This window comes from Clostridium sp. CM037 (assembly GCF_055081095.1).
The window spans coordinates 756136-770991 of record NZ_CM143650.1 but is presented as its reverse complement, the minus strand read 5'-3'; the positions used below and the strand labels follow the sequence as shown (position 1 = coordinate 770991).

Here is a 14856-nt window from a genome sequence, read left to right as displayed (position 1 = left end):
CTATTCCCCTTTTAATTCTGTTATAAGATTTAACTTAAAAAACTTTTTCACACTTATTATTGATATTAAAAAGCTCATTATAAGAGTAGTTAAAGAAGTTACTATTATATTTAAATAACTAAATTGTATATCTTGTATATTTAAAATATGTGTAAAATTGTTTTTAACAAATGGTATTAATAAATTTGCAGCTATAAACGCAGAAATAATAGCACATAATGATACTAACATAAGTTCGATAAATATTTGTTCCCAAATTATTTTTCTGTTTGCACCTAAGGCAATACTAATTAAAATATTTTTTTTGTTTTTTAACATTAAATAAAACACTAAAATAATTATATTACTTACTGATACTAATACAATTAAACAGCTTACAAATGTAGTTATAGACACATTAGTATAAAACTGGGATAAGTCTTCGCCTATTTCAACTTGAGTTGCTTTTATATTTGGTAACATATTAACATCATTTAATATTTCATTCATTTCATTTTTACAATTATTATTGTTTTTGAATAAATATATCTGAATTGTTTTTATGTTTTTTTTCATTTTATCAGGTAAAGATTCTAATGGAATAAAAACAGAACCTAGATAATTAGAATAATTACTTAATTTACCGACTGTACCTATAATTTTAAATTTTCCCCCACCTAAATTAATATAATTGTTTTCACTTATTTTATTAGTTTCTACACCTTTACCAATAACGGCAATTTTAGCTTTTGACTTACTTTCATTTGAGTTTAAATATCGACCGTGGACAATTGTGGGAATCCATTCTGGTGTTTCATTAAATATTACTGGTTGAATTGGGATTTCAAATATTTTATTATCTACAGTTTTCTCTCCAATCAAACCGTCTATTCTAATTGATGTTATTTTTGAATATTTTTTTAAAATATTCGTTAAGTTATCATAATCTATTTCATTTGAATCATTATTAATATTTACAGAAATCAACTGTTGGTGTTTTATATTACCGTTTGTATAATCAACAGTCATATCTTTGCTACATTTTAAAAAAGTAAATCCAAATGAAATAACTAACAAAGCTGAAAAATAACCTATATATATCAAAAAATAATGAAAAAGATTGCTCTTTATTTTTCTTGAAATTAATTTAAACATTGCTTCACTCCACCATTAAGTTTATAGTATTAGAAATAAAATATATTTGATTTCCTTTTAATGTTTAATATAAAGTACTTGTCCATTATATTTGATATTAACTGCGAATATTGTAACATTATGTATAAAAAAACATTTTTCTTAAAACTTTTGGTGAGGGAGCCATACGTGTACGGTCACATTGTGACTACATCGTTGTTTATAGGTGTTATATCAATCCTGTTTATTTTTTGAGATATTTCATATATTATTTTTATAATCTCCTTGAAGTATCTTCTAGCAGCATTACCATGTTATATTTCGTAAAATATATTGGTTTATTTTAAGTTACCTATCCCATAACTTTGGTACTTCAATAGACTTACGTCCTTTATATTTCCCCTCTGTTACTGCAATTAATATGGCTTCCTTTAATGATATAAATATAATGACACTTTCAAAGGCCCATTAGTTTGCGCTCGTCTACGGTATACCGTAAACGAACTAAAAAAAGAGCATTTCTGCTCTTGATATCCTAATAATTATTTTTACTTTAACTATACTAGGAAAATACATATCCCCATAAATTATATTTACAGATTAAATTCCTCTGCAACAACCCTTATAGCCTTTAATTTGTCTCCAGTTTTAATAGCACAAGTAATTCTTATTTCTGATGTAGTAATCATTTTAATTTCAATATTGTTTTTGTTAAAAACCCTAAACATTCTAGCTGCTACTCCAGAGGTTGTCTTCATGCCCAGCCCCACCACTGAAAATTTGGTTATCTCCTCATCAACTATAACTTTATTATCTGCTATTAAGTTATCTATAATTTCTAAACTATCCTTTAAGCTTTCTTTTGGTATAGTAAATGATACACTTACCTTTGCATCTATAGGTGATGTTTGACTTATCATATCTATATTAATTCTTTTACTTCCTATAGCTTCAAATATAGTAGACAATATATTTACATCTTTAGGTATACGCTGAAGTGTTACTGCAACATCCTCATCACTAGTTGCTATTCCTGTTACTGGTTTACTTTCCATATTCATATTTTTTACCTCCTTAATTACAGTTCCTTTAATATCACTATTACTGAGCCCTACATATATAGGTATACTATATTTTTGGGCAAGTTCTATAGACCTTGAATGCATTATTTGAGCTCCCAAACTTGCTAGCTCAAGCATCTCTTCATATTCTATTTCATCTAATTTTTTAGCCACACTGTATGCTCTAGGATCTACACTATATATTCCAGAAACGTCCGTATATATTTCACATCTACCTTTAAGCTTCACAGCCAAAGCAACTGCAGTAGTATCAGATCCACCTCTGCCGAGTGTTGTAATATCCCCTTCTCCATTTATTCCTTGGAAGCCAGCAACTATTACAATTTTTCCTTCTTTTAAGCTTTTTTTGATCTTGCCACCGTGTATATCTTCAATTAACGCTTTACCATATTGTCCACTAGTCTTAATCCCAATTTGGTATGCAGTATAACTTATGGCATCATATCCAAGTCCCTTAATTGCCATGGCGAGTAGTGCACTTGAAATTATTTCACCTGTTGATAATAGAACATCCAATTCTCTCTTATCTGGTTTTTCTCCTATACCTTTTGATAGAGATAATAAATCATCTGTAGTGTCCCCCATAGCAGATACTACTATAACTAAATCTGTATCTTCATTTTTCCTCTTTACTATACTTTGTGCAATCCCTTTAATTTTCTCTGTAGTTCCTACAGATGAACCTCCATATTTTTGAACAACTACTGCCATAATCAAATCACTCCTATTAATTATCACCTTTGGTGCTATTTATCACCTTTTGTGAGATTTAGAACTCTTATATATTGTTCCAAAAAAAATAAATACAGCAAAGGAACACCTTTGCTGCATAAAATACATGTTTTTATACAAACTTCGTGTACCTTGTAGCTCACCACTGAACAATCAGTGACAATTTTACATATATTATATGTAATCTCAGAAAATAATTTCACCAAATACATTTTCTTCGGCCATAGCTCCTTTTCTTATTCATCTTAGCCTGTCAGCTCCGAACAAGTACTCTTAGATACAGCACCTCTACCCTAGGTAGTTTACTTATTAAATTAGTTATTATATTATCACAGTATGTTTATAAGTACAAGCATTAATTACAGATGTTCTTACTAAAATATCTATCTCCCCTCTCAGGCAGTATTGCAACAATGTTCCCACCTTCAATGGTTTCTCCAAGTTTTATTGCAGATACTATGGCAGTCCCTAAAGAACTGCCTACAAATAGCCCCTCTTTACATTGTATCCTTAATTGATAGCTGCAGTTTTGCGAAGATATTTACACCTTCTTTTACACCCAAATTATTTAGCTTAATAAGTGGTGTATTTCCTATAATATTTAATATACTATTTATATATCTCACTGCTAACACCTCTACTAAGAACTAATTTTGCATATTCTTTTGCACCATCTAAGGAATGATCTCTATAATTTCCACATTGAACTTCATTGGCTGCTGGGATTTCCTCTGTTTCTATTACCTTTTTTAATCCATAATTTAGTGCTTCTATAACCCTATCTACACTGACATCATTCCATACGATCATGTAAAAACCTGTTCTACATCCCATAGGTGAAATGTCTATAATTCCGTCCATTACTTCTCTCATATATCCAGCAAGCAAATGCTCTAAAGTATGGATAGCTGATATATTCATAAACTCCTTGTTTGGTTGCATAAATCTTAAGTCAAACTTTGTTACTTTATCACCCTTTTTCCCTATCTTTACCTCACATTTTCGTACAAAAGGTGCCACAACCTTTGTGTGATCTAATGAAAAACTTTCAACTTTAATCATTTACCCTTACCTCCTTATTTGCTACTGCGATGAAAATGCCAGTTTCAGTATATTCGCCTTTGCTAGAATAACCTTTGCATCTTAAATCTGTATTCTCAATGTTAACTATATTAAACCCTGCGCCAGTTAACCACTCTTCCATCTGATTATTTGAAAAACCAAGCCATTCGTCAAACATTTCAGTCCTTGCCCACTGCCCATTATGCTCTTCTACATCCGATATTATTAAAGTCCCACCTTTTTTAATTATTCTGTGCATCTCTTCAATAGCCTTTTTAGCATCGCTCACATGATGAAGAGCCATATTAATGAAGACCACATCTACAGATTCATCAAACAAAACCAAGTTGTCTATGGATGATTTTATTGGATATACATTATCGAATTTTTTAGTTTCCATTAATTTTTTGGATTCTTTAAGCATGTTTACTGATTGATCTATAGAAAACACAATGCTTGCATCTAAGGCCAGTGCTAAGGATAAAAATCCAGCGCCGCATCCGAGATCAGCCACTACCTTATCTTTTATACTTACTTTGGATAATACCTTGTACTTTAACCTTTCATCAAAATACTCACTTCTTATTACGTTCCAACTTTTAGCTATTTCGTTAAAATAATCTAATGAACTCATAATATTACCTCCATTTATTTATTTTTAAGTTTAGATTTTACATTTTATACTTAAAAAATAGTGTTAAGGCCAAGCTTTTTTTTAAATTCAAATATTTTTGGTGTCAAAAAAACACCGTCTCATTTTATAGAGGCGGTGTTTTTACACTCCGCGGTCCACTCTAATTAGATATAGAATCTCACTTAAATCCAAGCACAAAATGCTTTATCGCTTTAACGGGCGAACCCGTAGTCCCCTACTATAATTTCAGGTCCATGCTCCAAAGGGCACTTCATATATATTTAGGTAAAAGCTTCTCAGCATCGCTTCCTCTCTGTACCCATGCAATATACTACTTTCCTTTTTCATTGCATTTCCTAGTATTCATATTGGAATGGTTATATTTTTATTATATGCCATATTTTATTTTTGTCAACCTCAATCTTAAAATAATAATTTACTATTATTTAGAATATATACAAAACATTTTCAACAAAAATATAAAATATTATAATCAATTTCAACATCTATGAATAGTATGTATTGATATGATGAAATGGAGTGTGATATTATGCAAGGTACTATTAAAAATTATTTCCCCGGTGGCAATACTTCAAGTGGATTCTATTCCTACTATAGGTATATACTAGGTCAAGATGAAGCAAGAAGAATAATATGCATAAAAGGAGGCCCTGGAACAGGTAAATCATCCTTAATGAAGAAAGTTTCTAAATACTTCAATGAAAAAGGCTACGATATAGAACAACATCACTGTTCTTCCGATAATAATTCACTAGATGGAGTAGTTATTAAAAAACTTAACGTTGCAATACTTGATGCAACAGCACCTCATATAGTGGATCCTATAAATCCAGGAGCCGTAGATGAAGTTCTAAACATGGGAGATTGTTGGGATGAAGAAGGCTTTAAGAAATATAGACATAAAATAATTGGCATAAATAAAAAAGTTGGCAAAACTTTTAAAAGAGCCTATCGATTCTTTGGAGCAGCTAAATTAGTTTATGATGATTGGCATAACTATAATGATGAAGCCTTGAATATTAATAAATTAAACATACTGAAAGAAAATCTAAAAGAATCTTTATTTACCACCCCACCATCCACTATAGGCTATGATAGACATTTATTTGCTACAGCTTTTACACCTAACGGTATTGTCACTTATATTGAAAACTTAAGTGCAGGTTATAAGAATATTTATGTATTAAAAGGTGGTCCCGGCACTGGCAAGTCAGACGTATTAGAATTTCTATCCACCGAAGCCTTAAGGCGTGGCTACTATGTAGAATTTTTTCATACTCCACTTATCCCTGAAAAAATTGAGCATATATTGATTCCTGACTTAAATATTGCAATTTTGACCTCTAATGAAATAAATAATTTAGATATTCCAGGTATTGTAATTAATATGGAGGATTGTTTAAATCTAAGTACACTTGAAAATAACAAAGATGAAATAGAATATGATGCAACTGAGTTTTACACGCTATTAGACAAGGGTTTAGCTACAATAAAAGAAGCTAAATGTCTACATGACGAACTTGAAACTTACTTTATACCAAATATGGATTTTTCTAAAGTGGATGCAGTATTCACAGAGATCATTAAAAAGATAAACGAGTATGAAGAAGATTATTTAAATGATTCGTTTACAGATTTTTAGTTAAATCATATATGATAAATTCATAATCCTCATAAATACAAGTAAAAAGAATATTTATGAAATAATCACCTTTATATAACTTCCCTATATGAAAAAAAGATGCTCTACTTTTTTTGAAAGTAGAGCATCTTTTATATATATATTTTAATTTTTTCTATTCTTCTTTGTTTAACTTGCTCTATTTTAAATATTACATTCCCATATTCAATAGTTTGGGTTTCATTTTTCTTTGGAATACATCCTATAAGGCTAATTAAAAAACCTCCTATAGTATTGTAATTCTTCGACATTAAATTTAAATCAAGATGATCATTCAATTCGTCTAAAGAAAGTAATCCATTCACTATATAAGTATTATTATCAACTTTTCTTATATCAGGTTCGTCATCATCATATTCATCTTCAATATTTCCCATAACTTCTTCTATAAGGTCTTTAATAGTAACTACCCCTGAAAATCCTCCATATTCGTCTATAAGTACTGCCATATGATTCTTAGATATTTTTAATTCTCTAAATAATTCATCTATATTTTTACTTTGATAAACAAGGTAAGGAGAATGTAATATATTCTTAATGTTTACATTTTCAAAGCCCTTAATGCGAGCCTCCATTATAAAATCTTTCATGTGAAGTATTCCTATGATATTATCAACATCACCGTCATATACTGGCACTCTTGAATACTTTTTCTCTAATAACTCATCTAAGAACTGTGTAACATGATCATTTATATCAATCAAAAACACTTCAGTTCTTGGAGTCATAACTTCTCTAGCTGATTTATCATCGAATTCGATAATGTTATTTATCATCTTTTTGGCAGTTTCGTTTATAGCGCCGCGTTGTCGTCCAACTTCTATAAGTGATTTCATTTCCTCTTTTGATAACTTTTCCTCTAATTTTTCACTATTAAGACCAGTAATCTTAACTAAAACATCAGTGGATGCTGAAAGTAACATTGCAAAAGGAACCAGTAGCTTAGATACATAGAAAACAGGCACTACGCAAAACATTGCAATAGCTTCTGATCTTTGTAGTGCTACTCGCTTCGGAAACAATTTACCAAACACAAGTGTTATATAACATAGACCAATTGTTATGCTAGCTAAAGCAATTTGCTTACTATAAGGTACAAACAAATTGTTTAAATATCCTGAAAAATGATTAGATATTCCAGTAGCCGCAGTTGCAATAGAAAAAAATCCAGTAATCATAATTCCAATTTGAATAGCCGATAAAAATTTTGTTGGCTCTTCAATAAGTTTTACTAATAGCTGTGCTTTTTTGTTATCCTCTTGCGCAAGGTTCTTAATTTTATTTTTGCTAAGTGATGCTATTGCCATTTCCGCCGATGCAAAGAATGCATTTATCAGTGTTAAAATACCAATTATTATAAATTGCGCCATTATATTATTGGGCGCAGGGTCAGGGTCTGAATCCATTAAAATTCCTCCTCTTAAATAAAAACTTTTCATACTATAATAATATCACAAATATTGTATTCTTTATTGATATATGAAAATTAATATTTAATTATATCTAATTTATTGCAATTATTTTAAATAAAGTATGTTTCGATATACACTATAATCTCCAGTGTTATTATTTTATCTATACATAAAAAAACAAACTCATACTGCAATATGATATAATATTATAATCAAATGAACCAACCCAATAACATTATGATAAAAATCATAGGAGGTAAATGAATGGATAAATCAAAAGTATATTTTACAAACTTAAGAACAAAACCAGGATGCAATCTATTAGATAAACTTCAAAAACTTGTGGTAGAAACAGGTATAAAAAATATTGATTTCAAAGATAAATTTGTAGCTATAAAAATTCATTTTGGAGAACCAGGAAATCTTTCTTACATTAGGCCAAATTATGCTGCAAGTATTGTTAAACTTGTGAAAGAACTAGGCGGTAAACCTTTCCTTACTGATTGCAATACACTATACACAGGAAGAAGATCTAATGCTGTAGACCATATTGAAGCCGCTATGGAAAATGGTTTTAATCCGATTTCAGTTGGATGTAACTTAATTATAGCTGATGGATTAAAGGGTGGGGATTATAGAGAAATTCCAATTAACCAAAAACATTGTAAAACTGCTAAAATAGGTTCAGCCATTGCTGATTCAGATATAGTTATTTCTATGACTCATTTTAAGGGCCATGAAATGACTGGGTTTGGTGGAGCGCTAAAAAATTTAGGTATGGGCTCAGGCTCTGTTGGAGGCAAGCTTGAAATGCATTCTGCATCAAAGCCATTTATGAAACATCGTAAATGTGTAAGCTGTGGTCAGTGCGTTAAAAATTGCCTACATGAAGCAATTACCTTTAATGAAGATAAAAAGGCAACTATAGATTATGATAAATGCGTAGGCTGTGGTCAATGTGTTGCCGTATGTCGCTATGGCTGCGCAACAGTAAAGTGGAATGAATCTGCTGATAGCGCTAATGAAAAAATTGCAGAATACACCTATGCAGTTATTAAAGATAAGCCACATTTTCATATTAGTTTCATTATGAATGTTTCCCCTAATTGTGACTGTTCACCCGAAAATGACGTTGCAATTGTTCCAGATATAGGAATAGCTGCATCCTTTGATCCAGTAGCCTTAGATCAAGCCTGTGTTGATATGGTTAATAGTGCAACTGCATTAAATGCAACTGAGCTTTCAGATAACCACTATCATGATGGAGACGATAAATTTTCTACTATACATCCTGATACAAATTGGAAAGTTGGACTCGACCATGCAAAAGCTATCGGAATTGGCACTGACGAATATGAAATAGTAACAGTTAAATAAAAAATAAAAAAGTATATATTACTATTTAATTAATGCATTATACGTAATATATACTTTTTTTGCGCATAAAAATATTTGTTAGTAAACCTCGTAAGTTGGGATTAGCTTGTTTTATGTTGTATTAATTTCTATATCTCTAAGATCGTTACAAATAGGCTTATTCTACACTTTTAAGAGAACTAACCCTATCAATATCTTTAACTTTCTTCGAAAACATAAGGTTAACAAGAATAGATATCAAAATTAAATAACTATTTAACATCTTTATTTTCTCCTTTTTGATTACAGACTAGTCACGGTAGACACACTAGTTACCTAGTGCACCCCGTACAGATCCCGGCGTGCGGAACTACCGCACCGGACTCTTCAAATATTCCTCTTTTTTGAATCGCGAGAAAAGAAGTTCGTTTATTTTATAGCAAGGTCATGAGAGAGAGTTATATAGCCGGAGTTCGTTAATTGCATAAATAACGTACTTTATAAATTATGACCAATAGATTTTTTAGTTTTCTAAATTTTTTTTTCACATGTCCATTTTGTATATACAGTCTTACCGTTGTAATAGAATGAAATCTTTCGACAACGATGTCTTGCTTTTACAATAGTTTTTGCTGTGGCATAATTGTTAAGCATATTTGGATCGTACTCGTCCCCTTTAACAAAGGCGCTGCTTTTATAAACTCCTGCTTTGGTTGGTACCACTGTAATAATTGCAATTGGAGAATCGTCTTTAGAAAATTCACCTAAATTCCAAATAAACCTACTATTATTATATGAATAGTTTCCATGAGATATAGCTATAGAACTTAGTCTTATATTACTATCCGTAGTTAGCCTATAGACTCAGAGTTAGAATCTTGTTGAAGTGATTTGAAAAGGGCATTCAAGATAATATTAATTGCTCTATAGCTTTACTCCTTTGTTTAATTATTTAGAATGTAAAATTATAATCATCAAGGTGAAAGCATGTAGAAGTGTGGCCGATAGACTGTGAATAATAGTAAGTATAATATTTCTCCGAAGTGACCTGCACCTTTCTCAGAGAGCCACGAATGCCAAGTATGTGATTTTTCCGGAAGTGACTCCAAATAAAAAGCGCAGGAACATTGAAATTCCATTTAGAAATTCTTATTTTGCTAATATAAAATTCTCGTGAGACTTCCCTGAAGGAAGGCTAGCAAACCGGCAGTATGCCGAATGTGAACGATAGGGAATTTTATATTAGTAAAATATTAGAATTTCTTAATGGAATTTCACGTTTCAAGTTTTTATTTGGAGTCACGCAGGAAAAATTTTATACTTTTTCATTCTTAATATTCAACATTTCTTAGAGATAGTCCTTTTGCCTTTGCCATTGGTATATATTCTGACGCTGTTTCTTCATTTAGTAATTTTTCTATATCCATTGCATTAATTTTCCCTTTACCCACTTCTAAAAGACTTCCTATAATAATTCTTACCATATTCCATAAGAATTCATCTGCATTGATTTCTATTTCAATAATGCCTTCTTTTTCTGTTATATTTATATAATTGATAGTCTTAGTAGTTGATTTAGTATTTGTAGATACTGTCGCTAAATACTTAAAATCATGAGATCCAACTAAAGCCTCTGCTGTAATTCTCATTTCTTCTAAATTAAGATTTATCTCAGAGTGATAAACATACTTTCTATTAAATACATTTCTTAGTTCATTATTATTTATTTTATACACATAAGTAATTGATTTTATATTATACCCTGCATGGAACTTTTCACTTGCATCCACCATGGATTTCACTACTATGTCCTCTGGTAAAAATTCATATAAACATTCTCTCATCTCATCTATGCTTAACTCACAATTAGTATGAAAGTTTGCCATATAATTTTCAGCATGTACACCTACATCAGTTCGCGCGCAGCCTGTAACCTCTATAGGTTCTCCTGCCATTTTAGATAATGCACCTTCTAGTTTACCTTGAACCGTTAAATCGTTATCTGATTGTTTTTGCCATCCTTTATATCTACTTCCATCATATTCTAATATCATTTTTAAATTTCTCATATATATCCGCCTTTAACTTTTTTGATTATTCATGTTTTAATTTTACCCAATGAACATTTTAATTATAACTTTTCTATTAAAATAAAGCTAATATATTTATCATTATTTTTAGATAGGGTAATGTATTCATGGAATAAACTTAGAGTCTTTTACCGAATTCTCTCTAACAGTACTTGCCGAACCTTCATGGAATGATTTAATTTCATATACCCTAGTTTCATAAGGTCTTAATTTTATATTCATACTAGCGGCATAACCTTCCACCGCATAATTTGATAGCAATAGTTTAGCATTTTCATAATGGATATGCTGTGGAAATTCAAATATTGGCTCATTTCCAAAGAAATTAACTATGATTAAGAGAATCTCCCCCTCCAATTGTCTTAGATATGCATATATTTCCTCATCTTCTCTATTAATTTCCTCAAAGCTTCCATATACCAATACAGCCTTGTTCTTTCTTAAAGCTATCAATTTTTTATAATAATTTAGTATTGAATTTGAGTCTTCTATTTGTTCATCCACATTAATTTTTCTATAATTTGAATTAACTTTTATCCAGGGTGTGCCAGTTGTAAACCCTGCATTTTCACTATTATTCCACTGCATTGGTGTTCTTGAGTTATCCCGTGACATATAGCGTAGTCCCTTTAGATAGTTTTCTTCACTCACTAACCCACCCTTAACTAAATCTTTGTGTTTATTAAAAACAGCCACATCTCTATAATCTTGTAATTTAAAGTCCCAAGCATTGGTCATTCCTATTTCATCTCCATAATAAATAAAAGGAGTTCCCTTTTGAGTTAATTGAAGACAAGCTAACATTTTTGCAGATTCTTTTAAATAGTTCTTCTCTTCCCCTAGTCTTGATATAGTCCTTGTAGTGTCATGGTTCGAGTAAAATAAGGGGCACCAACCTTCTTCTTCCGGCCTTCCCTGCCATCCACTCATATTTTCCTTTATATCTTTTATTAAATTTATAGGTTGCCTTTCCCAATCAGTTTCCCCTCTACCCACACTATGCATATCAAAATGAAAAGTAAAGTCTAATTCACCTTTATCTTCTCCCGTATAAACACGGGCATTTTTATAATTTACTCCACCCGTTTCACCAATTACTACATGATACCCAGTGTTAAATACCTCTTTTCTTAATTCTTTTAAATAATCATGAACTTCAGGTAGATTTTGTACATATTCTACAAAATTACCATATACATGACCTTCTTCTATTATTCCATCTGGAAAGGAATGATCTTTTCCGAGATGATTAATAGCATCCATTCTAAATCCATCTACCCCTTTTTCCATCCAGTACTTTATCATGTTCTTTATTTCTTCTCTTAATTTTTCATTTTTCCAATTTAGATCTGGTTGTTTCTTAGAGAAAATATGAAGATAATATTCTTCTGCTATCTCGTCATATTCCCAAGCGCTGCCTCCAAAAAACGACCCCCAATTATTTGGAGGGTTACCCTTTGTACCTTTATTCCAAATGTAATAATCTCTATAATCATTATCTTTGCTCTTTCTACTCATTTGGAACCAAGGATGCTCAGCAGAAGTGTGATTTATTACCAAATCCATCACTAACTTCATTTTTCTAGAATGAAGTCCTTTAACTAACTCATGAAAATCTGCAAGCGTCCCGAATTCATCCATTATGTCTCTAAAGTCGCTGATATCATATCCATTATCGTCATTAGGTGATTTATTTATAGGATTTAAATACAATATATCTACTCCTAAGTCTTTCAAATAATCTAGTTTTTCTATTATCCCTTTTAAGTCACCTATTCCATCACCATCTGAATCCTTAAAACTTCTAACATATGCCTGATATGCCACTGCTTCCTTCCACCATTTTTTATCCATGGTTATCCCCCTCTTCAATTTTTTAGTTTTAAGACTTATGCGTAATTGCTATTTCTATACACGGTTGGAGAAACCCCCACTATAACTTTGAAAGTTCTACTGAAATGGCTTTGGTCATAAAACCCCAATAAAATTCCAATATATAAAATGCTTTCATCTGTACTGAGCAGTAGATTTTTTGCCCTGTCTATTTTTATTTTTTGCACATATTTCATTACTGAAATACCCATCTTCTTTTTAAAGCAATCGCTTGCATAACCCACTGAAATGTTTAAATCTCTAGCTAACTTATCAAGCGAAGAGTGATTTTCAATATTAATATGTATGTATTGAAGCATTTTATTAATCATAAAATTATCAGTGACTTCAATATCATTTATTAAAATATTAAAATATTCTGTGACCATGCTAATCTCTAAAGCTTGTAACTCAATTAAATCAGTAATACCTTGGACTTTATCGTAGAATTTATTATATAGAGGATGCAGCGCACTTTTTGATACACCATTTTTTATAATTTCCTTTGTGTATATAGCATTCCAAATAATTAAATCATTTTTTTTATTGCGAGCGGACTGTCCATTTTCTTTTTCCTGTAGATGTTTTTCTTTTAGGGTGCTTAATACTTTTGGTATATTTTTTGATTCGATGAAAAATGATATATCATTATTAAAAATATAAATATCTGATTCAAAGGTCTCCAGCATATTTTCACCTCTTTATTTTAATAATCACCTGCGGTGCTGCAATATTAAAGACTTTAAAAGGAGGTTTACCACCTTAAATTATTTAGTTGACTCTCTCTCAACTAATTTTGTATCAATAATATAATTGGTTATATATTCTTTCTCATCTTCCAATTTATTTATTAATAGCTTAACTGCAAAATAACCTAATTCTTCAGAATTAATATCAACTGAAGATAGTGTAGGCTCTCTGTATGCAGTTAATGGCGTGTTATTAAACCCAACAATTGAAATATGGGTTTTGGACATTTCGCTTATTGCTTTTGATGCACCAAAGGCAATTAAATCGTCAGTGGTGACAACAGCTGTAGGGCTGGATTTTTCTAAAATTCTTTTCATAGCATCATAACCACTAATTTCTGTAAACTCTGCTACTTGTACCATATTTTCATCTATTTTCATCCCAATGTTTTCCATAGACTTTCTGTAACCTTCTAACCTATTTATAGTTACATTAAGTGTAGCTGGTCCTCCTATAAATGCAATTTTTCTCTCACCCTTTTGTATAAGATAATTAACAACACTATACATGGCGTGAAAATTATCATTATCAACCCATAAAAGTCCTTCTGTATCTTCTGGTTTGCCTATTACTACGAAAGGATAATCTACTTTTTTTAAATAAGTGATGCATTTGTCATCTTTTTTTACAAATGGCAAAATAATTCCGTCAACCCTTCCACTATTTATTAAACTTGCTATATACTTTACCTCTTGATCCTCATTACTACTGTAAGCATACATAATATAATATCCCTTTTTTTGAGCATAATGGCTTATTCCCCTCATAACTTGAATGAAAAATGGATTAGAAAATAAATCTTCATCAGTGCTAGGTAAAATAAGTCCTATAGTTTTAGTTGTTTTACTAACTAGGCTCCTAGCTATTGCATTAGGATGATAATTGATTTCCTTCATTACTTTATAAACTTTTTTCTTTGTTGCATCACTAATTGTAGAATTATCCGTAATAACTCTTGAAACTGTTGAAGGTGATACATTTGCAAGCTTTGCTACTTCTCTTATAGTTATCGACATGAAAACTTCACTTCCTACTTTCTAAAAATATTTAT

At 30.7% G+C, this 14856-nt stretch carries 13 protein-coding genes, 1 pseudogene, 1 riboswitch and 1 other annotated feature; of the genes and pseudogenes, 2 read left to right on the top strand and 12 right to left on the bottom strand.

The annotated features are described in order from the left end of the window. The 6 genes and pseudogenes from ACWJKP_RS03845 to ACWJKP_RS03820 all read right to left on the bottom strand — a co-directional run bounded on the left by ACWJKP_RS03845 (position 1) and on the right by ACWJKP_RS03820 (position 4623). Complete coding sequence (locus ACWJKP_RS03845) at positions 1-1134, bottom strand: FtsX-like permease family protein (RefSeq protein WP_165412457.1); 1134 nt, start codon at positions 1132-1134, stop codon at positions 1-3. 572 nt (positions 1135-1706) lie between these two features. Further along, positions 1707-2906 (bottom strand): aspartate kinase, encoded by a 1200-nt coding sequence (locus tag ACWJKP_RS03840; protein ID WP_165412456.1) that lies wholly within the window; start codon positions 2904-2906, stop codon positions 1707-1709. 148 nt (positions 2907-3054) lie between these two features. Continuing rightward, positions 3055-3226, bottom strand: a riboswitch (Lysine riboswitch). A 56-nt stretch (positions 3227-3282) separates the two neighbouring features. Beyond that, a pseudogene (locus ACWJKP_RS03835) lies at positions 3283-3426 on the bottom strand (cysteine synthase); the annotation flags it as partial. Continuing rightward, positions 3425-3553: a hypothetical protein gene (locus ACWJKP_RS03830; RefSeq protein ID WP_263492407.1), complete on the bottom strand. Its 129-nt coding sequence runs from the start codon at positions 3551-3553 to the stop codon at positions 3425-3427. The pseudogene ACWJKP_RS03835 and the gene ACWJKP_RS03830, both read right to left, overlap by 2 nt. Further along, complete coding sequence (locus tag ACWJKP_RS03825; protein WP_165412455.1) at positions 3537-3989, bottom strand: S-ribosylhomocysteine lyase; 453 nt, start codon at positions 3987-3989, stop codon at positions 3537-3539. Before ACWJKP_RS03825 ends, ACWJKP_RS03830 begins: the two co-directional genes overlap by 17 nt. Next, positions 3982-4623, bottom strand: a complete 642-nt coding sequence (locus tag ACWJKP_RS03820; protein ID WP_165412454.1) for a class I SAM-dependent methyltransferase — start codon at positions 4621-4623, stop codon at positions 3982-3984. Before ACWJKP_RS03820 ends, ACWJKP_RS03825 begins: the two co-directional genes overlap by 8 nt. A 125-nt stretch (positions 4624-4748) precedes the next feature. Further along, positions 4749-4980: a binding site (T-box leader), on the bottom strand. A gap of 193 nt (positions 4981-5173) precedes the next feature. On the opposite strand from ACWJKP_RS03820, the gene ACWJKP_RS03815 reads away from it, so the two are divergent. Next, the gene (locus ACWJKP_RS03815) at positions 5174-6286 is read left to right on the top strand and encodes a PRK06851 family protein (RefSeq protein WP_165412453.1); all 1113 of its coding nucleotides are present in this window, start codon (positions 5174-5176) and stop codon (positions 6284-6286) included. Positions 6287-6417: 131 nt separating this feature from the next. Here ACWJKP_RS03815 and ACWJKP_RS03810 read toward each other — a convergent pair whose 3' ends face one another. Continuing rightward, positions 6418-7731, bottom strand: coding sequence for a hemolysin family protein (locus ACWJKP_RS03810; protein WP_165412452.1), 1314 nt, complete (start codon positions 7729-7731; stop codon positions 6418-6420). A gap of 270 nt (positions 7732-8001) precedes the next feature. Here ACWJKP_RS03810 and ACWJKP_RS03805 point away from each other — a divergent pair, with 270 nt between their 5' ends. Beyond that, a complete protein-coding gene (locus ACWJKP_RS03805) occupies positions 8002-9114 on the top strand; it encodes a DUF362 domain-containing protein (RefSeq protein WP_165412451.1) in 1113 nt (370 codons plus the stop codon). A gap of 510 nt (positions 9115-9624) precedes the next feature. On the opposite strand, the gene ACWJKP_RS03800 is transcribed toward ACWJKP_RS03805, so the two are convergent. The 5 genes from ACWJKP_RS03800 to ACWJKP_RS03780 all read right to left on the bottom strand — a co-directional run bounded on the left by ACWJKP_RS03800 (position 9625) and on the right by ACWJKP_RS03780 (position 14821). Then, positions 9625-9930, bottom strand: coding sequence for a DUF11 domain-containing protein (locus ACWJKP_RS03800; RefSeq protein ID WP_224579224.1), 306 nt, complete (start codon positions 9928-9930; stop codon positions 9625-9627). 494 nt (positions 9931-10424) lie between these two features. Beyond that, entirely contained in the window at positions 10425-11162 is a 738-nt protein-coding gene (gene truA, locus ACWJKP_RS03795) for a tRNA pseudouridine(38-40) synthase TruA (protein WP_187351411.1), read from the bottom strand. A gap of 126 nt (positions 11163-11288) precedes the next feature. Then, positions 11289-13037 (bottom strand): glycoside hydrolase family 13 protein, encoded by a 1749-nt coding sequence (locus ACWJKP_RS03790; RefSeq protein WP_165412450.1) that lies wholly within the window; start codon positions 13035-13037, stop codon positions 11289-11291. A 35-nt stretch (positions 13038-13072) separates the two neighbouring features. Beyond that, complete coding sequence (locus tag ACWJKP_RS03785) at positions 13073-13744, bottom strand: helix-turn-helix domain-containing protein (protein ID WP_165412449.1); 672 nt, start codon at positions 13742-13744, stop codon at positions 13073-13075. A gap of 78 nt (positions 13745-13822) precedes the next feature. After that, positions 13823-14821 (bottom strand): LacI family DNA-binding transcriptional regulator, encoded by a 999-nt coding sequence (locus ACWJKP_RS03780; protein ID WP_165412448.1) that lies wholly within the window; start codon positions 14819-14821, stop codon positions 13823-13825. Positions 14822-14856: the final 35 nt, after the last annotated feature.